Below are 19503 nucleotides of genomic sequence, written 5' to 3'. Positions count from 1 at the left end.
AGACATTAAAATTTAACACTTAAACCACCATTCACGACACGTTGAATCGGATATACACCACCATACGTTTCCGGATCTACCCGGTCAAAGGAAGAGCTGGTTAGCAAATTGGTCCCATTCACAAATAAGCGTATGGAAGAAACTTTAATCTTTCTGGTAAAAGAAGATGCTATGGTATAACCTAATTCAACATTTTTCAGACGCAGGTAATTACCACTATGCATCCAGAACGATGATACGATATCATTGTTGAAATTATTACCAACGGTAAGTCTTGGATAAGTTGCTGTTGCAGCGGTAGCGGGCGTCCAGCGATCGAGATGGTGTTCATAAGCTTGTCCGAATCCGCCGTTCTGAAATTCCCATTCACTGTTACCTGTCAGCAATAAATTACGATTTGCTACACCCTGAAGTAAAACACTGAAATCAAATCCGGAAAAAGCGAACCCTAACGTTGCTCCATAATAAACCAGTGGTTTTGAAGTGCCTAATTTGGTTTGGTCAAACTGGTCGATTATGCCATCACTGTTCAAATCTTTGTATTTGATATCACCGGGAACAGGCGCATAGCCGGCAATTTTAGCTGAACTATTGATTTCAGCCTGTGATTGGAAAAGTCCATCTGCTATGTACCCGAAAGGCTGCCCAACCGGTAAACCTGTTCTGCTTTGATAGCTGTATTCTCGGAAAATCTCATTCTGGAAAATTACTTTCGATTGAAGTGTACTGGCATTACCTGATACAAAGTAGCTGAACTTGCCTAAAGATTGTTGAAAGTTTAACTGAAGTTCATAACCGGTATAACGGTTTATACCAATATTTAGGTTTCTTACGGTTGTACCTACAATTGAGGATAGGTTTGCTGATGTTAAGAGATCAGAATACTTGTTATTAAAATATTCAGCTTGTATAAAAAGATGGTTTTTAAACAGGTTTGTTTTTAAACCGATGTTAAATTTATCAGATTTTTCCCAGGTAACATTTGGATTGGCCAAAACATCCTGACGTAGTGCTGCACTACTTGATGCACTGGTGCCAAAAAAGTAGGAACTCGGGCTACCCACATAAAATTGCTGGAAAACGAAATAACCGGCTGCATCATTTCCTGTACGGCCATAACTCGTAAACAATTTCAAATCATTAAGCCAGGATAACTTTGGCATAAATTTCTCTTTGGTAATGTCCCAGCTTAAACCTGCTGCAGGGAAGAATCCCATTGGGGAACCTTTAGGATACCGGTTTGTACGGTTTAGTCCAAAAGCAATTTCAGCGGTATAGCGTTCGTCAAAATTATAAGAAGCACGTCCTGAGCCGCCATAGTAATTTAAACCCAGTTCGCTTCCACTGTTCACATTATCGCTTGTAGCCCTGATTTGAGCATCAATATTATGCAATCCAAAACTTCTCTTGTAGCCAATAGCGCCTTCCAGGTACGATTGTCTGTTTTGGTATTCCGTACCTGTTGAATTGGCCTGGGTTCCATTTGTACCATAAAGCTGGTAAGTGGCTGTTGAACCTGAACCCGTTTGTTTGTAAACGGCAAAAGACTTACTTCTGTCGGTATTTTCTGAAAGGCCTGAATAAAAGGAAACGAGTGCCTGCGCCCACAAACCTGGAGTAACCTCATCCAAACTTCTGCGAAGCGTTAAATCAGTAATAATATCCCTCCGGTAATTTAAGCGGTAGCCAGAATTAACAGTTTGTGCATAGATATTATTCTGAAACTGTGTTGTGCCGCCGTAGCTGCCGTTTTCATTATATACGGGATAGGCGTTGTTTGGCGTATTCAATATCGATGTAAAAATATTATCAGCGTTGGCTCCGGGCTGCGAACTGTTGATAATTCGCCCGAATAAATGCAATCCTAAAGTGGTTTTTGGCGTTAAATTGATATCGACATTCGAGCGAACCGTATAATTACTGAAGTTATTATTGGTCGAATAGGCATTCATATCGCTCTCTACAAATTGTCCCTTTTGATTTTGATATTCTAAACCAACATAGTAGCGGGCAACGGTGCCACCGCCACGAAAGTTAAGGTCGTAGCGGTTAAACCAGGATTTATTTTTTAAAACCTGATCCTGCCAGTTTACATTTGGATGCCCTATCGGATCAGAACCCGTGCGATAAGCATCCAGATCTGCCTGCGTATAAACCGGCAAATCGCCGCTATTTACCCTTGCTTCGTTATACAAAAGGCTATAATTATACGCATCGAGCACTTTAGGTGTTTTAATATTGCTTTGAATTCCTCCTTGGGCGGTTAAGGTAATCTGCTGCATTCCGGCAACACCTTTTTTTGTGGTAATGGCCAACACGCCACCCGAAGAACGCATGCCAAGCATCGCGGTAGAAACGGCATCTTTCAGAACCGTTACCGATTCTATTTCTTCAAGGTCGATACGGGTTAAGTCTCTTGGAATACCGTCTACCAAGACAATTGGGTTCTGCCCTCTTAAAGATACGTTTACTTCATCTGCTCCCGGCCTGCCGCTGGTTTGATTGGTGTAAAGACCCGCTAACCTGCCGATAAGTGCATTTTTTACACTGGTTACCGGAAATTTAACTAAATCATTATTATATACGGCCTGCGTAGACCCTGTTGTCATATTTGGCGAAACCAGTATATCATTAGTTAATACTACAGCTTTTTGTTTCATAATCAGCGGATTTTTTCCATCCACACGAATAATCTGCGATTGGTTGGTACCAACAACGTACTTTCTTAAGAAAACATCATTCAGACTAACCCGAATTTCATCGTTCAATATCCCGTTAATCTGGGCCATGCCTAAACTGTCTGTCTGTACAGAAATATTAACCCTGAGATTGTTAAGACGTATTCCTTTTACAGGAATATCATTTTCGTCTAAGACAATAAATTTGATGGACTTTAACTGGCTGCTGTCTTGTATTGACGGCGGAGTAGCCTGGTTTGCAAAACCCTGGGCACTCAGAAACAATAAGGTCAGGAATGTAAAGAATAGCCTTAAATTCTTAAATAATTTTTTTTCACTCATAATCAGTTATAAAGGTTAGTCACACTTGCATATACATGGTTTGTCATGCATACCAAATGAATTTGATTGTGATTAGTTAATTTTGGATAAACTGCTGCTAAACCAAAATTAGTTTGTAATGGGTTTGCCGTAATGGTTTGATTTATTTCTATAGGTACGCTAAAGAAACGGAAACCGGCTAAGTGAAAGATTTGAGTTAAATCTTTAAGCGTAAATTTTTAATCATATTAAATTTGGTTGGTTTAAGATGCGGCTTATAAAAGCTTTGGTTTGTTGATTTTTGTTTGTTTTAACTTCGTTTTGAAACAGCTGCTTAGGATAGAATAAACTTCTTGTTTTCGTTTTTGCTCATACTTATTTATACTTTGGTCAAAGCAAATTAACATAAAAAATGAACGTGAAGTAAGGGGTAATACGGTAATAAATAGGGGATAAATTGTTATTTTAACGATTTAAAAGGGTTAGTTTGGAATTTTAGGCTTTAAAGTAAAAAAAGAAAATTATGCCTGGCCGGATGTATGTTCCGATACTAAGCCGGAAAACACATAAAATTTAAACACGCCTGAAGGCATAAAAATACCTGATATCAGGTATTGTAAAATAGCGGCTTTAATTCCAGCTTTGTATAATAAACTAATCTCTCTTTGTTATGGGTACTTATAAAACCGGGGATGGGCAAACCGAAATCAGCCTTTCTGTAGATATTAATACACTTGGGCTTGCCGCATCAAGAGCAATTGTGTTGCTAATCAGCGATCCTTCTTCTGCCAAAGCTGTTGCGCATTCAGAAAATGCTACGGGCGATATCGCAAAAAAAATTATCGGAACTTCAAATGGTTTGCAAAACCGTAGGCTGTCAATTCTAACCAAGGTGGATTTACTGGATAGTGATTTAGAGCAGCGTAAGGCGCAGTATAATAACATTACAGCAAATTATGTGCTTAGTGGAGGTACAGATGGGTCCGTAACATTTAATACGCCGTTAAAAAGTGTCGATGCCAAATATAAAACTGCTTTAATCCACCAACCTATTGATTTGATTTGAGTATGAAAAAAATAACCCTGATTTTCGGCATTCTGCTTATTAACGTTACGCTAAAAGCACAGCAAAGTATTAAACTAAAAGATTTGGCTGTTCCAAATTCACCTGCTTTTATTTTAACAGATATCACACCAACTTTAATCCAAAATCCGAACAGCCCTAAAAAATTTGTGCTTGGTTTGGCGCAATCTTTCGATAAGTCGTCATCAGGCTTTCCTGAAAATTACGCTGCAGAGTTTGCACCTTACTGGCTTACCAGTTCGGAGGGTAAAAATGTGTATGCGGCGGTGGGTTTAAAAACTAAAACGGATGATGATGGAAACTTTAAAATTTTAAATAAAGAAGATATATTTTCAGGCCTTAAATTTACAAGTATATCTTTAGGTTTTATCAATAAAGATCTCATTCCCGATGGTGTAGATTTATCGCAGAAAGTATTTGCCGTAGGTGCCAGAGCTACTTTTATTAAAGTTCAGCAAGATGGCTATGCAAAAAAAATGAAAGGTTTGATTGACGAATGGCATATTGCTGCTCAAAAAGATCTGGAAGCTTATCAACTTGCTATTGCCATTGATGCGAGCCAGGAAAACCTGGATCTACAAGCCAAAAAACTTGCTGAAAAAAACGCCCAAAAGAGTGGTGCCCTTGCTGATGAAATTGCAGAACTTATCCAGCAAAAGCCTAAATTTTCATGGGATTTTGCCGGTGCTTATGCCACCTACGGAATCGAAGATCAAGACTGGCAAACGGGTAGAGTTGGTGCCTGGACAACCCTTTCAACATACATTCCCTTGGCCTCAGCCAATGCTAAAGCCATTAAAAATTACTTTAACCTCAACGCCTCCCTGCGTTACCTAAGGGATAACTTCAGTAAAAATGATTTAGGTGTAATTACCAAAAACAATAACATCGATGTTGGCGGCAAAGCTGCTTTAGAATTCGACCAGCTATCTGTCGGTGTAGAAACCCTGTACCGTTATGTAAACGGGAAAGGAAATGCCGAAAACAGAACGGTTGGTGTTATAAATTATAAAATAGCCGATAACATTTTTTTAAACGGTGCTTTTGGTAAAAATTTCGAATCTCAAAGCAAATCGATTGCCATACTGGGTATAAATTGGGGTATTGGTTCAGAAAAAGCCAATTTACCAGGTAATTAATCACTGTTATCATGCACTAATTAACATCAATTATAGGGCAGAGCCTGATTTAAATATATAAGCCTGCTCGGTCTACCTTAAGCCTACGCTATGGTCATTTTCGAAGTTTTCTCCACTCCAGATTTTTTGCGCGCTCCATTTAGCCGCCGGATTTGCCCAAAAGGCGTCTGTTTCAGGTAAACCCAAAGGCAGAAAAATATTGGTGCAAATGTACGGACTACCCTGATTGTTATAGAAATCGCCTAAATTCGGTTGGGCACCATATAAACCAATGGTTAGCCACCCGTTTTTATAAGTTGTCGGGCTTTCTAAAGTTTTTCTGATAACAGCTGTTAAAGCGCAGCGAACCTGCTCGGCACTCAACTGTTTTGGCAATGCTTTTCTGAAAGCCATATCTGCTAAATGATGAAATGCACCACCACGATAAATAATTGAACGACCGGTTGCCGGATAGGTTCCATCCGCATTGATTAACCTTTCCTGGATAATGGCATAGCGTTCGTTACGCTTTTTTATTTTCTCGAACATGCTGTTGTAATCCTTGGTTTTAGTGCCTATAATGTTCGATATTGTTGCTAGATATGGATGAATCACGTAGCTGTTGTAATAATCAAAAGCATAGGTACTGCCATCCTGATACATGCCGTCGCCAACGTACCATTGTTCAAGTTGTTGCAGGGCATAATCAACACGCATCGGATCCCAGGTATAACCGAATTTAGCCAGAAATGCTTCGTTCATTGCCGAAAACAACAGCCAGTTTGAAAAAACCGGTTTAAATCGCCTGGTGGTTATAATGGATTTCATCATTAATTCCTGGTTCTTTTTATCCAGATTTTCCCATAACCAGGGCGCACGGATAAAGGCGAGCGCAACATAGGAGGCATCTACAAGTTGTTGTCCGCCAATATCATAATTCATAAAATCTTTAGCGTTCGAATCCAATGAATTTTTTAAACCCTGAATGGCCCATTCACGGTATTGTTTTCTCAAGGTAACTTCCTTTGCGTCGCCGCCTTCCAGCTGCAGCCATGGTGCAATACCACTGAGTACCCTACCCAAAACTTCAACATACTGCACTTTAATCCGATGTTCCTTATTATCAATATGTATAGACGTAACCTTGGGCATATTTATACGCAGACTGTCTTTTGCCAGGTTGTATAAAACAGGTTTAACCATTTTATCCATTTGCTGAAGCCAGAATTGCCGGTCGGTTAAAACCTGCTGTTTCGCATTATGCCTTTTTTTCTGGCCAGATGCAAAAACGGTACTCAATGCCAACATTAAAAAGGTTAGCGACAGTGTTTTGGTAAAAATTTTCATTTATTTGTTCGGTCAGTTCTTTAAATATCTATACATTTCGCAATTGGCTAAAAGAAAAGCACCAACGCCAAAGTTAGATGTTGAGTTTGCATCTACAATTTGTCCGGGGATGGCTTTCTCCCCAATCGGCTGAACATAACCAACTTTACCATTTTCCTGCAAAGCCGTTTTGGTTAAATAATTCCAGCCTTTTAATGCAGCAGGGAAATAAGTTTTCTTGTTCAGGTAACCGTTATTGATTCCCCATAACAGTCCATAAGTGAAAAAGGCTGTTCCACTGGTTTCAGGCCCTGGCGCATGTTCGGCATCAAGTATACTGCGTGTCCAGTAACCCTCCGCTTGCTGGCTTTTCAAAATCGCTTCGGCCATGCCTTTATATTTTGTTAAATATTCTGCTCTGTGTTTATCATTTTTTGGCAAGTCTTTAAGTACTTTGGCTAAACCGGCAAAAACCCATCCATCGCCTCTGGCCCAAAAATCTTTTTTACCATTTACGCTTTTATGCTGCGGATAAACGTATTTTGCATCACGGTAATAAAGCTTCGCTTCTTTATCGTACATAATGCTGTTGGCATACATAAAATAATCATATAATTTATTCAGGTACTGCTTGTTTCCTGTTGTTTTATAGAGTTTGGTCATCACCGGCATAACCATATACAAACCATCGGCCCACCACCAATAATCGTTTTGTGTGGTGCTCATTTCGTATTCCATCACCTCTTTTGCCCTTGCAATTTTATAATCTTCCGGGTTTAAATGGTATAAATCGATATAGGTTTGGAAGCAGATTTGCCAATCGCCAAATAAAACATGATCATCCGTTTCGCCATATTTATATTTCCATTGACTTTTATCGGTCGATTTCGCACCCATCCATTTATTGTAATTCGCCCAATCTTCAGAATATTTACGATAGGTTTCATTTTTTGTAAGTGCAACCACTTCCATATTTCCGGTATGATAAGCTGCGTGATCCCAAAAGGAACGAACTTCAGGCTTATTATTGGTTTGCCAATAGGTATTTGCTTTATCGATAATGCTAAGCACTTCTTTTTTAGAAGGAAGGCTTTGCGCTTTTAAGCTAATTGCAGCAAAAAACAGCGGCAAAAAACTGATAGAAATTTTATTAATCATTATTTTACAGATTTAATTCCGGTAAGTGTTGGTATTATTTTTCTGATGCTTCCATCCACGTTGAATTCCATTTTATCGATACAAACTTCGCGATGGTAACCTGCAGCACTACCCATAGTGATGCCTTCAGGGCGTGTAAAACGATGGTAAATGATGTACCATTCCTCTTTTCCAGGAACCTGGATCACGCTGTTATGACCGGTTCCATAAATACCTTTTTGTACATCCTTAGTTAAAATCAGGTTATTTTCAGGAATGGTAATTTTTCCGTTTGGCGAATCGGAATAGCCATAGCGAACCCGGTAGTTTTCGCTTCGCGTATCATCTTCCGACCACAGGAAATAGTATTTACCTTTACGATAAAAAACCTCTGTTCCTTCGCGGAAATCTTTATTTGGGGTTATTACTTTTATAGAATTGGTATCGATGGAAACCATATCCGGATTTAAAGCCGCAACGGCCATATAACTATTACCCCAATATAAATAACTTTTTCCGGTTTTTGGGTCGGTAAAAACGTCCGGATCGATTTCTTGTCCGCCTTTAATACCCAATGGTTTTTTAGCAATTAATGCTTTCCCGCTATCTTTAAATGGCCCTTCCGGATTATCAGCTACGGCAACACCAATTTTCTGAGCAGCGGTGAAATAATAGAAATATTTGTATTGACCGTTGATTTTCTTTTCGGTAATTGTAGGCGCCCAGGCATTTCTCTTTCCCCAACTTACATCTTTTACCAAATCCAATAGTACACCTTCATCTTTCCAGTTTACCAAATCAACAGAAGAGAAAGTTTTAAAGTAGGTACCACTCCAGCTTGTAAAGCCATCGCTTGTTGGGTATAAATAGTATTTCCTTGTCTTGTTAGCATACAATATTTCCGGATCGGCATAGTAGCCTTTTAAAACCGGGTTGTTATTCACACTCGCCTCAACCTCGTAAATTACCGGAGGTTTACCGGCGATGGTAACTTTAATTTTCTTAGTTCCGGCAGAGAAATCTAAATTACCTTTCGGAGCAATGTTAAGGCCAGGAAACCCGGGAAATTCGGGGTCGAAACTTTTAAGATTGATGCCATAATCGACCGGCAGAAAAAGTCTTTTATTTACACTATCTAAAACAATATTGTTTTTCTTTATAGACTCAGCTTGAGCAGACTTTAAAACAGATTCTGCAGTATACCACTTTGTAACCAGCCGCTCCATTTCCGCATTATTGATTGGCAAAACCGTTCCATGTCTCGGATGGAAATCCATCGTAACATCCTGGTCGATTACTTTAAATTGTGCTAAATCTTTACTTCGGGTAAACTGGTATTTACCTTTCATGTAAACATCGTACATGAGGATATACTCGTCGCTGTTGTTGAGTTTAAATACACCTGCACCTTCAACAGCATCTGTAGTTTGTTGTAAATACTTATCCTGTAAAACGTAGCCTTCTGTAAGTTTATCAGAAACGGCTTTTTTGATGCCATTCCCATTGCCTTCGGTTTTAAAAAACAGGTTGTATTTTCCATTGTGGTATATGATATCCCCATCAATGCAGGAGCCGTTTGTCGGACTAAAAAAGAGTTGTTTGGGTTCAGTTTCCAAATCCGTAAAATCTGCGTTAGCATAGGCATAATAAATTTTATCAGGATCTTTTCCATGCTTCATAGACCAGTAAACCATATATTTTTGCTTCGTCTTATCGTAAATGGTTTGGGGTGCCCAAACACGCAACAGACTCTCATTGCCTGGAAAACGCTTTTGAATATTGATTACTGATGAAGTCCAGTTGATTAAATCGGTCGATTTTAGCAGCACCATTGCCCGGTTGGAGTCCCAGCCTTTTGCAGATTCCATATCGGTTACCACCATGTAAAATGTTTTGCCATCGGCACCGCGTAAGATATGCGGATCGCGAACGCCACCTGTTGAGCTTATTTTTTCAGACGCAAGAATTGGTTCATCATGATTTAAAGCATAAAAATTATAACCGTTATTGCTTATGGCGTAGTGAATGGCTTCTTCTTTTTTATCATTCCCCGTGAAATACACAAAAAGATAACCCGTATTTTTTTGCGCCGTTGCTACACTTTTTTTTGCAAATAATTGAAATGAAAATACGTTTATGCAAAGCCATAAGTAAAAAGTGGCTTTAAACTGTTTTTGCATTGTTAAATTTTTCATACTAGTTTTTCAGTTTCGGTTTCCACTGTAAAACGTTAACTGTAGTTGGTTTTGTATCAGCTTTTCCTTCGCCATCTACCTGGATTACATTTTGAAGGTAAAGATTCAGAATTGTTTTATCTTTCCAAAGCTCGGTATCGTAACTGGGTTCCCAGTCGCCTACGCTTTCGACTGTTAAATCTTCAATTTGCCAGTTATTGGTGCGGATATTTTGATTTATGGCTATAGAAGCCTTGCTCCCACGCTCCGCATCTCTGAATAAGATACCTGCAGCATATTGCTTCCCATTTGGCCAGACGATAATCTGCGGTCGGGAAATGGGAATTTTCTTGGTGCCGCCCCCACTTAAACTAAACGCCGTTTTTCGAAATGATAAAGCATTTACTTTCCAGCCTTGTCCATCATTAAAAACGATATGGTATTGTGGAATTGAATCTGGCCTGTCACGCCAGTAACCGGCGATAAATACTTTTCCGTTTGCATCGGCATACATCGACGTCTGGTTAATCAATTCGCTTTTTTGAGGGATTTTTAAAGCATATTCTGCATTCGATTCGATGATAGGCAAATTATATTTTTCTCCGGTAGATTTCTGCCAGGTTATACCACCATCTAAAGATTTTGCATAACACATATCATGGTTGCTGGCCACGTCAGGACTTTCACGCCAAACCCACGAAAGATGAAGCGCGCCAGATTTATCGATGGCCACCTGCCAGTACGCATTACGCTTGCCTTCCCCATCAATCATGCCATCCTGTATGCGTTGCCACGATTTACTTTTAACGGAATACCGGTTAATCATCAGGTTTCCATTTCCTGAACCACCATCGCGATAAAAGAAAAGTAAATCGCCGCCCGGAAGTTTATAAAATTCAGGATAGCTTACTTTGTTTTCTTTCTCGGCAACCATAGCTAATTTTTCGCCAAGTTGCAGCGAACCGGAAGAAATGCCTTTGGCATAATTTAAATTATTGTTGTGCTGACCCCAGGCAACATGCAAAACACCGGAACCATCAATAATAATGCTGATGGATTTATGCGCATCGGTTGCATCACCTTTATAATTGGTTTTCTGAATTTGCCAGGTTTTACCTCCGGTTTTTCGCTTGCCCAAAACAACAAATTGTTCTGAATCATAATACGCAGCGTATTGGTAATTATTAAATGTAACCAATGCATTTTTGCGAAAAATAACGGTATTAACGGAATTTTTTGCCCAGCCATTTTCGGCAACGGTACTGATTTCTGTTTGCTGTGCCGAAGCAAAATCTGCAGATAGAATGGACAGGCATATAAATAATAGAAGGGCAAATGCAGATTGTGGCTTAAAGTTCAAGGTGTTCAATTTAAAATATTTGGTTGGCCGAAGTACCGGAATTTCATAGAGTTGCTTAGGGGGGTAAATCATAATTAAAGGGGGGTGATTTAATAATGCAAATTAAGGTTTTTAGTTGGTTTGGCTTGTGGCGAAGTCGGTAATAATAAGATTACCTTCGATAGATAAACGCCAGATTACTTTGATTACAAAAAATCTTAGTGTCTTTGCAGTTAATAATTTACCACCTAAGACACCTTAATTTATCTAAGAAAATATGTTACCTGATTTCAAGCGATAATTATAACTATCTTATATTCTTCTGTGCCTTATATGATAAAAAACTTTGAATGCTTTTGCGAAAATCTTAATGTCCTTTGCGGTTAATATGATTGAACTTCTCCAGTTAACTTTTAAACACCATTAAAACTATTTCAACAGCCTTATCTCATAAATATTTGCAATTGATGAACCCGGCTCGGCGACAAATTTTAATTCCATGTCAGCAGTTAACAGTTCCTTTGGGATTTCGATTTGCTCATTATAAAAACCGGTGTCTTTTGTGTCATCAAGTTCTATCTTTTGTATAAACTTACCATTGATAAAGATGGAAAATATCTTGTTTTTATCCTCGTTAGCCAAGGTTATCGAGAGTTTGTTTCCCTGCAAATTGTTATTCTTTAAACGGTAACTAAACCACCCTTTTCCGTTTCTGTAATGGCGTTCCTTAAAAAGGCCGTTATCTGTTTGTTCGCCTTTAAAATTATGATCTGTTTCAGGCTGTTGCTCGCCGGTATTAATTAAATCAACGGTTGCGGTTTCGAGCTTTATTTTCTCTGCTTCGTAAACACTAATGTTTTTTATCCGTTCTGCTAAGTGCTCATTACTCGTGTAAGGCCAGTAAATTACGTAACGCTTCCCGCTGAGGTTATAAAAGGGCGTAAGCTTTAGGTTTTTATACCTAGGCTGATAAATTATTTGGGCAGCGCTGAATGTCATAGAAGCCGAATTATCCGGTTTTATTGCATCTGCAAGACTGGCTTTGTTGCCTGCAATTAGCGGCGCATTGTTCAGCGGCAACAAAGGTCCGACTGCGATATGCCCCATTCTACTGCCATCAGCGATAAGATTGGGTTGGCTTAGTGTATCTAATTCAGCAGCCAGAACTATCGGGCCACGGGTAAAAGCAACCCAATCAGAACCATCAGGAAGGAAATTGGCTTTTGTATGCATGGGCAGCTTAAGCGCAATCACATCGCCTGATTTCCAAACCCTGTTTAAAATTACATAACCATATTCATTACATTTAACAACCTGCATTTTACCATTTACATAAACTGTCATTGTACCTTTTTCTACCCATGATGGGTAACGGAAATTGATATCAAAACGACTGCTTTCTTTGAGTTTTAAAGTTAATTTTGATGTTTCCTGATTCGGAAAACCGGTATGTTGCGAAAGTTGTATGCCTTTTTCCTTCCAGTTTAAAATCGAAGGGATGTAAAGATTTACAAATAAAGCTTTTGTATCGTGGCTATAAATCATTTCGCCATATTTACCATGATTTTCAAGCCCCGAACCTACACAACACCAAAAACTTTCCTGCGGATTGGAATACGTACGGTAATGGCCAGGCCTTATCGGTGTAAAGTAAACGAAACCGCCGTTCGGGTTTTGTGAAGTAAGGATGTGGTTATAAAGTGTTTCTTCGTAATAATCGACGTACTTTGCTGATGGTGACGAAAGAAAAAGCTGTTTCGTTAGTTTCAGCATATTGTAGGAGTTGCAGGTCTCGGGTCCTTCCCTGGACTCCATCATGGATGAAAAATCATTTGCGGGATTAAAATGTTCCCTTACACTGTTTCCTCCAATGGCGACGGTTCTGTTATTAACAACCGTATTCCAGAAAAAAGCCGCAGCATTGCTCCAGCTGGAATCTTTATCTACGATACCTACCTGCTCATAGCCGATAACTTTTGGAATTTGCGTGTTTGCATGAAGACCATTTAAAGCATCTTTATTTTGTAAGAGCGGCTCCAGAATGCGGTTATCCGAAAATTTCCTTGCCAGCTGAAGGTATTTTTTATCACCTGTTATCGCATAAACATTTGCAAATACTTCGTTTAAGCCTCCTTGTTCACTTTTAAGCATTTCCTGAACTTGTTTATCTGACAGGCCGGAAACCAAATCCACACACCAATCGGTTAATTTGATGAGTATTTTTTTCGCCTTTAAATTACCGGTTACCGCATATGCATCGTATAAGCCTGCGTAAATTTTGTGGATATTATACAGCGGCACCCACTTATCATTTAATGAAAAAGACGAAGCCCTGATGTCTCCGTTTTTAATTTCTGCCCACATTTTCTTTCCTTCCGGAATGCCTGAAACATAACCACTGCCATTCGCATCCTGACACCTTTTTATTTCAGATAGCATATAATCCATGCGGTTTTTTAGCGTCATATTTCCGGTTGAAGCATACATTAATGAAAGCGCAGAAAGATAATGTCCGGCCATGTGCCCGTCTAACCCTGTATTTTCCCAGTTACCATACGATGCTGCTTTGGGTTTTAAGCCGGCCTCTCTTAAATATGGCGCCAATAATCTATCGGGATTAAGCTTCAGAATGTATTTTAAATCGGTTTGTTGTGCATTTTTAAATGGTCCATCGAGTAAAATCAACTCATTTAACTTGAATGCCTGAAGCTTTTGTTGTCCAAAAACAGGAATTGAAAGTATGGTTAAAAGGATAATCTTAATTGCTGTTTTCATATTATTTTACTGCCGTAAAGTTTTCTTTATTATCGCTCTGAGCACCTAAAATACCAAATTTAATGCGCTTATAAGCGGGGTCAAATCATAAAAAAAGGGGGATAATTTAACATAACGCTTTAAATAACCGGGCTGATGCTGTAGTATTTATGAAAAGTTTTGCGGTGCTTTTTTACAAATTCTGAAGGTGTTAATTTGAAAAGCTTCTGAAACTGCTCTCTGAAATATTTTATATCGTTTATACCTACCCTGAAAGCCGCTTCATTGATATTTAAATTCGTGTTGATAAGCAATTCGGCTGCTTTCCTTAACCTTATAAAACGAACAAATCCGTTGACCGATTGACCAGAGGTCGCTTTTATTTTTTTATACAGGTTGGAGTGACTCATACCCAATTCAGAAGCCAGTGTTTTTACATTAAAATCATCTTCCGTCAGGTTATCCTCAATTATGGTAATGCATTTTAACAGAAAGCCTTTATCTTCCTGCGACACTTTATGCGTATCAGATTTAAGGGTAATTTCATTATAAAAATACGCCTGCAGATTTGTCCGGTTTTTGATTACACTATTAATCTTTGCTGTAAACAATTCCTTATCAAAAGGCTTGCTTATAAAATCATAAGCACCAACTTCTATCCCCTTTAAACGGATTTCTGCTGTTGGATCGGCTGTTAACAGAATAACCGGAATATGGCTTAGCGTAGTATCATCTTTAATAGCTTTACAAAGCTCTATACCGCTCATTCCATCCATATTCACATCCGAAATAACCACATCGGGCAAAAATTCTTTGCAAGTATTAAAACCTTCAATGCCATTGGTGGCTTTGTATATTTTAAAATTATCCTGAAAAATCTGTTTGATGTAATCCACAATATCCGCATTGTCATCCACAACCAAAATGGAATTCAGATCTGATATCAGCAATTCAAGGTTTCCTACATTATTTTTATCAGCGAGTTCTTCCTCGAGTTCTTCCTGCGCAATTAATTCGTTTACATAAGTTAATTCATTTTCAATTGCACAGTTTTCAACTGAACCAATCGGCTCGCCCAGAGGCATTTCTATGAAAAAACTTGTTCCTGTATCTTTATCTGATTTGAAGCTGATTTTTCCTTTATGTAATTCGACAAAGCTTTTTACCAGGTATAAACCTATTCCGAATCCCATTTTCAGCGATTCTTTACTCATTACTTTATAAAACTTATCGAACAGTTTTTCCCCGATATTTTCAGGGATTCCGGGACCACTATCACTTACTTCAATTTTTACTTCATCCTGGAAGTTTGTTATTTTTAACCTGACAAAACCGCCTTTTGGCGTAAATTTTAACGCATTTGATAGCAGGTTAAAGAAAACGATTTCCAGTTTATCCCTGTCGCCATATAAGTTAATTTCATCGTTATCGCATTCGAAAGTATAATCAATGTTATTGTTTTTTGCCAGGTAGCCAAAGCACAGAAAAATTTCTTTGGCAAATTTATACAGGTTAATTTTAACGATATTCAGCGCATCGTTCTCGCTTTCGGTTTTCCTGAACAAAAGCAGCTGATCAACCAGGCTGAGTAATCGCCTCGAATTGCGGTAAACAACATTCAAATCGTTTTTTTCCTGCCCCGATTCTTTATGATTTAAAATATCCTTAATCGGATTTACAATTAATGTTAAAGGTGTTCTCAATTCGTGAGAAATATTGGTAAAGAAATTTAATTTCTTTTCGTTTAAATCTTTTTCACGCTCCATTTTCAGGTTGGTAATTTCAACCTCGTGTTTTAAATTTCTTTGTCGGTTTCTATATGTCTGGAATAAATAAAATGCGCCTGTAAAAAGAAACAGATAAATTCCATAAGCCCACCAGGTTCTGTACCAGGGCGGCAAAATCCTGATTATAATTATCTTTTCATTATTGCTCCAGGTACCTTCAGTATCAGTACTTTTAATATGTAATTTATATTCTCCGTCATTTAACCGGGAATAGTAAGCTGTATTAAGTTTATTCACATAATTCCAGTCTCTATCCCATCCTTCCAGGTAATAGGCATAAGAAATCTGTTCCTGAAATGAAAACTCAATGGCTGCATAATTAACCGATATTACAGCGGCATTATACGGAATTTCTATTTTTTGAAGATTAACAATTGATGTGTTCCTGTAGCTGGAATCTTCATCAAGCGGCACATTATTAATCCTGAAATCGGTCAGTACAATTTTCGGAATCCTTTTATTTTCTTTGATGCTATCTGGATAAAAAAGATTGAAGCCATTTATACCGCCGAATAAAAACGCGCCATCTTTTAGTTTTAAAGCTGCGTTGTAATTAAACTGGTTGCTTTGCAAACCATCTGATGTATAGTAATTTTTAAATTTTTGTGTCTTAATATTGAACTTTGACAATCCGTTATATGTGCTGCACCAAAGATTATCTTCCAAATCGGCCAAAATGTTCAATACAGAACTGCTTGGTAAACCATCACGCTGAAGGTATCGTTTAGCTTTCCTGGTTTTGGGATTAAATTCAATCAACCCACCGCCCTCCGTGCCAATCCAAAGCTGATGCCTGGAATCTTCATTAATAGACCTTATGGCATAATTAATTTTAATATAATCATGTTTCTTTTTAGTTAAATCAACCTTAATTAACTCGGTATAATTACCCGCCCAAAGATTACCTGCTGCATCCTGGAAAATGGTATGGATATCTTTAAGGTTATTATCAAAAAGATCAAATTTATCTTTAAGTTTATTATACCGGTAAAGTGCGCCGCCTTTAGTTGTGCCTGCCCACAAGTTCTTCGCCCTATCCTGGTAAAGTTTCCAAATGTTTACATCATCTACACCCTTAATGCTATTATAACAAGTGTAGTGAATAAATTTCTGCGCCTTTTTATCAAACCTGTCGATACCGCCACTAAAACTCGAAATCCATACATTACTGTTAGAATCGTTTAAAATACTCGTTATAAAATTACTCTTGAGGGAGTTTGGGTCGCTTGTTTTAACATAATTGGTAAACGTATTCTTTTTTCGGTTCCATAAACTCAAACCACCCCCATCGGTTCCAATCCAAATGTTTTGATGCTCATCTTCACTAAAAGAAAGTACAAAATTGTTGACCAGAGAATTACTTTTCATTGCATCCCGCCTTACACTTTGAAATTGTGCACTTTGCTGATCGATGATATTTATACCGCCCCTCAAAGTTGCTATCCACTTTCTGGATGCATTATCTTCGTAAACCTGGGCAACGGAATTGCTGCTCAACAAGCTTTTTCCTGTTCCGGTTGATAAGCGGTTAATGTTTTTATTCCTGGTATCAAACACAACAATTCCGGCCCCGTCTGTAGATACCCATAGCTTCTGTTGTTTATCCAACATCAGGTTCATGATGTTGTCGTTATCCTGGTATTGCCCGGGTTTAGCAATTGAGTTATTTTTTTTATCAAATTGATAAAGGCCTTGTTCAGTACCAATCCAAAGCGAATTATTCGAACCGGTTATAATGCTGGTTACATTTTTAACCGCTTGCTTTACCAGTTTAATTTCACTTTCGACAGCATCGTACCTGCATAATCCAAAATCCTTTATAAAAAGCCATAAGGTTCCCGACTCATCAACACATAAGGCTTTTACGGTGTAATTTTTGTTTTCTTTAAACAGTACTCTTTTTGCTATAGACTTTCCTTTTTTAAGCTCAAAAAGGCCATTTTCATCAGTTGCTACAAAAACAGTCAGGGCTGAATTTGTTGTTATAGAGTTCACGGAAGCTGTTAGAACGAGATTTTTGCCGCTGTCGGCATAAAATAGCTTGTGAAATTTAGAATCAGCATAACTGTAATAGGAAATGCCCTTTTGAGTACCAACCCAAATTCTGTTCAGGTTATCACCATTTAAAACCGTAATATGATTATTTATCAAGGAATTGTCTTCATCCCAATTATTTCTGAAAACTTTGAAGTTGTAACCATCGTAGCGGTTTAAACCGTCATAGGTTCCTGCCCAGATAAAACCGAAATGATCCTGATATAAAGAATTGACAACATTGTTTGACAGGCCGTTTTCTACACTCAGGTATTTTAATGAAGGTATTTGTGAGAAACTAAAATTTATACTCAGCAAAAAACAGGTTATAAAACAGTTAAAAACCTTGAGATTAGAGGAGTACATAGTATAGAAAGGCGGTAGATATTTGGTATTAGCGAATATACAGTTTTATATGAGTTACGTAGATAAAATTCTTATTCCAGATACCGTTTCAATAGTTAAAAACTATAAGGCGCTTGTATAATTCACTTTACTTACGTGATTATACGTATCGATATAAGCTCTCGGCGATTGGCCAATAATGCTTTTAAATACCCTGTTAAAGTTGGTTATGCTATTAAAACCCGCTTTATAGGCAACGCCTGAAATACAATCGGCTTTTTCTCCGGAGATGAGGCTTTTGCAGGCATCGTTTATTCTTACTTCATTTAAAAATGAAACAAAAGTATGGCCGGTATGCTTTTTGAAATACCTGCAAAATGCCTGTGGAGTCATAAAAGCAGCATTTGCAACATCTTCAAGCGAGATTTGACTATTATAGTTTTCTGTAATAAAATTAATGATCTTACTTAACCTCATGCCCTCATTTTCGGTTACGTTTGATGAGTACATATCCGAACAAAGCGGCAGTACATTTTCGTTTAAATCCTGTAAGCTGTTAACAAGCTTTAAAAAGTTGAAAAGTACATCAGCGCCCGACGCCTGGTGTACATCAAACATTTTTTTTACGATGTTCTTGTTAAATGGTTCCGGAATTTTAAAACCATGCTTATTCTTTTGCAAAAAAGAACTGGCCAGCTTCATCTCCGGTAAATTAAACAATGCACTTAAAATACCGTTAGCGTTAAAGTAAACCGAACAGGCTTTTACTGTTTTTTCTTTATTGTTAGAAAAGTATTCAGGATTACTTTTAAAAAGATGCGGCAACTTTGCACCGATTAAAAAAACATCGCCGGAACGAAAAGGATGCATGTCATTCCCTGCAATTAATGTCCCTTCACCACGTTCAATAAAAGTAATCTGCCATTCATCATGTCTGTGCAGGTACTGGTAAAAAAACGGAAGTTCAATGTGTTCTGATATAACACTCTTATCATCAGGAACAAGCATTGTAAATGGTAATACCTTCATGTTTGGTTATATTATTTTCAATTCACAACTGAATGTATAAATATTAACCCATTAATCACAATAATATTTAAATTGAGTTAAAATACGGTCAATAGCTGATAATATTTAAAGAATTTTAGCTCATTCACGGCATAGTAGAAAATTAGGATATGTTATGGTTTCCAATCAGTTGGAGAATGAAAACCTATTGAGATAACAATTAAGCCTATCAAAGCGCTTATGCTCTAGTTTCCGGCACACGCTCGTTTCAAACAGCGTGTAATAGTATATCGTGTTTCACGATAATTAATCCGCATTTAGCAAAACCGCTCATATTTTGCACTCGTTAAAAACGAGTACAAGCAATAATACATTAAGATTCTGTCGGGCAGGGAATG

Annotated in this window: 10 protein-coding genes; 2 read left to right on the top strand and 8 right to left on the bottom strand. The window is 38.0% G+C overall.

What is annotated here, in order from left to right:
* Nucleotides 1–5: 5 nt before the first annotated feature.
* Nucleotides 6–3020, bottom strand: a complete 3015-nt coding sequence (locus tag O0931_RS02550) for a SusC/RagA family TonB-linked outer membrane protein (RefSeq protein ID WP_269413980.1) — start codon at nucleotides 3018–3020, stop codon at nucleotides 6–8.
* A 649-nt stretch (nucleotides 3021–3669) separates the two neighbouring features.
* Here O0931_RS02550 and O0931_RS02545 point away from each other — a divergent pair.
* Together O0931_RS02545 and O0931_RS02540 are read left to right on the top strand one after the other, a co-directional pair.
* Nucleotides 3670–4065 (top strand): hypothetical protein, encoded by a 396-nt coding sequence (locus O0931_RS02545; protein WP_269413979.1) that lies wholly within the window; start codon nucleotides 3670–3672, stop codon nucleotides 4063–4065.
* 2 nt (nucleotides 4066–4067) lie between these two features.
* Nucleotides 4068–5222 carry a hypothetical protein gene (locus O0931_RS02540; RefSeq protein ID WP_269413978.1) on the top strand — a complete coding sequence of 385 codons (1155 nt, stop codon included), beginning with the start codon at nucleotides 4068–4070 and terminating at the stop codon, nucleotides 5220–5222.
* Nucleotides 5223–5294: 72 nt separating this feature from the next.
* Here O0931_RS02540 and O0931_RS02535 read toward each other — a convergent pair whose 3' ends face one another.
* From O0931_RS02535 to O0931_RS02505, 7 genes are all read right to left on the bottom strand, one after another.
* Entirely contained in the window at nucleotides 5295–6548 is a 1254-nt protein-coding gene (locus tag O0931_RS02535; RefSeq protein WP_269413977.1) for a DUF2264 domain-containing protein, read from the bottom strand.
* A gap of 12 nt (nucleotides 6549–6560) precedes the next feature.
* Entirely contained in the window at nucleotides 6561–7685 is a 1125-nt protein-coding gene (locus tag O0931_RS02530) for a glycoside hydrolase family 88/105 protein (RefSeq protein WP_269413976.1), read from the bottom strand.
* Nucleotides 7685–9859 (bottom strand): glycoside hydrolase family 43 protein, encoded by a 2175-nt coding sequence (locus O0931_RS02525; RefSeq protein WP_269413975.1) that lies wholly within the window; start codon nucleotides 9857–9859, stop codon nucleotides 7685–7687. Before O0931_RS02525 ends, O0931_RS02530 begins: the two co-directional genes overlap by 1 nt.
* A 1-nt stretch (nucleotide 9860) precedes the next feature.
* A complete protein-coding gene (locus O0931_RS02520) occupies nucleotides 9861–11270 on the bottom strand; it encodes a BNR repeat-containing protein (protein ID WP_269413974.1) in 1410 nt (469 codons plus the stop codon).
* A 336-nt stretch (nucleotides 11271–11606) separates the two neighbouring features.
* Nucleotides 11607–13952, bottom strand: coding sequence for a glycoside hydrolase family 127 protein (locus tag O0931_RS02515; RefSeq protein ID WP_269413973.1), 2346 nt, complete (start codon nucleotides 13950–13952; stop codon nucleotides 11607–11609).
* 119 nt (nucleotides 13953–14071) lie between these two features.
* Entirely contained in the window at nucleotides 14072–18070 is a 3999-nt protein-coding gene (locus O0931_RS02510; RefSeq protein ID WP_269413972.1) for a hybrid sensor histidine kinase/response regulator transcription factor, read from the bottom strand.
* 150 nt (nucleotides 18071–18220) lie between these two features.
* On the bottom strand, nucleotides 18221–19126 hold the full coding sequence (locus O0931_RS02505; RefSeq protein WP_269413971.1) for an AraC family transcriptional regulator: 906 nt from the start codon (nucleotides 19124–19126) through the stop codon (nucleotides 18221–18223).
* Nucleotides 19127–19503 lie beyond the last annotated feature (377 nt).

Source organism: Pedobacter rhodius, assembly GCF_027213645.1.
In the GTDB taxonomy this organism is placed as follows: Bacteria; Bacteroidota; Bacteroidia; order Sphingobacteriales; family Sphingobacteriaceae; genus Pedobacter; species Pedobacter rhodius.
Note: the sequence above shows the minus strand (reverse complement) of the source record. Positions and strands in the feature narration are given on the sequence as shown.

Coding starts and splice junctions, on each gene's coding strand:
- O0931_RS02535 (WP_269413977.1), bottom strand. CDS start 6,548: ATGAAAATTTTTACCAAAACACTGTCGCTAACCTTTTTAATGTTGGCA.
- O0931_RS02525 (WP_269413975.1), bottom strand. CDS start 9,859: ATGAAAAATTTAACAATGCAAAAACAGTTTAAAGCCACTTTTTACTTA.
- O0931_RS02530 (WP_269413976.1), bottom strand. CDS start 7,685: ATGATTAATAAAATTTCTATCAGTTTTTTGCCGCTGTTTTTTGCTGCA.
- O0931_RS02545 (WP_269413979.1), top strand. CDS start 3,670: ATGGGTACTTATAAAACCGGGGATGGGCAAACCGAAATCAGCCTTTCT.
- O0931_RS02540 (WP_269413978.1), top strand. CDS start 4,068: ATGAAAAAAATAACCCTGATTTTCGGCATTCTGCTTATTAACGTTACG.
- O0931_RS02550 (WP_269413980.1), bottom strand. CDS start 3,020: ATGAGTGAAAAAAAATTATTTAAGAATTTAAGGCTATTCTTTACATTC.
- O0931_RS02515 (WP_269413973.1), bottom strand. CDS start 13,952: ATGAAAACAGCAATTAAGATTATCCTTTTAACCATACTTTCAATTCCT.
- O0931_RS02520 (WP_269413974.1), bottom strand. CDS start 11,270: ATGATTTACCCCCCTAAGCAACTCTATGAAATTCCGGTACTTCGGCCA.
- O0931_RS02505 (WP_269413971.1), bottom strand. CDS start 19,126: ATGAAGGTATTACCATTTACAATGCTTGTTCCTGATGATAAGAGTGTT.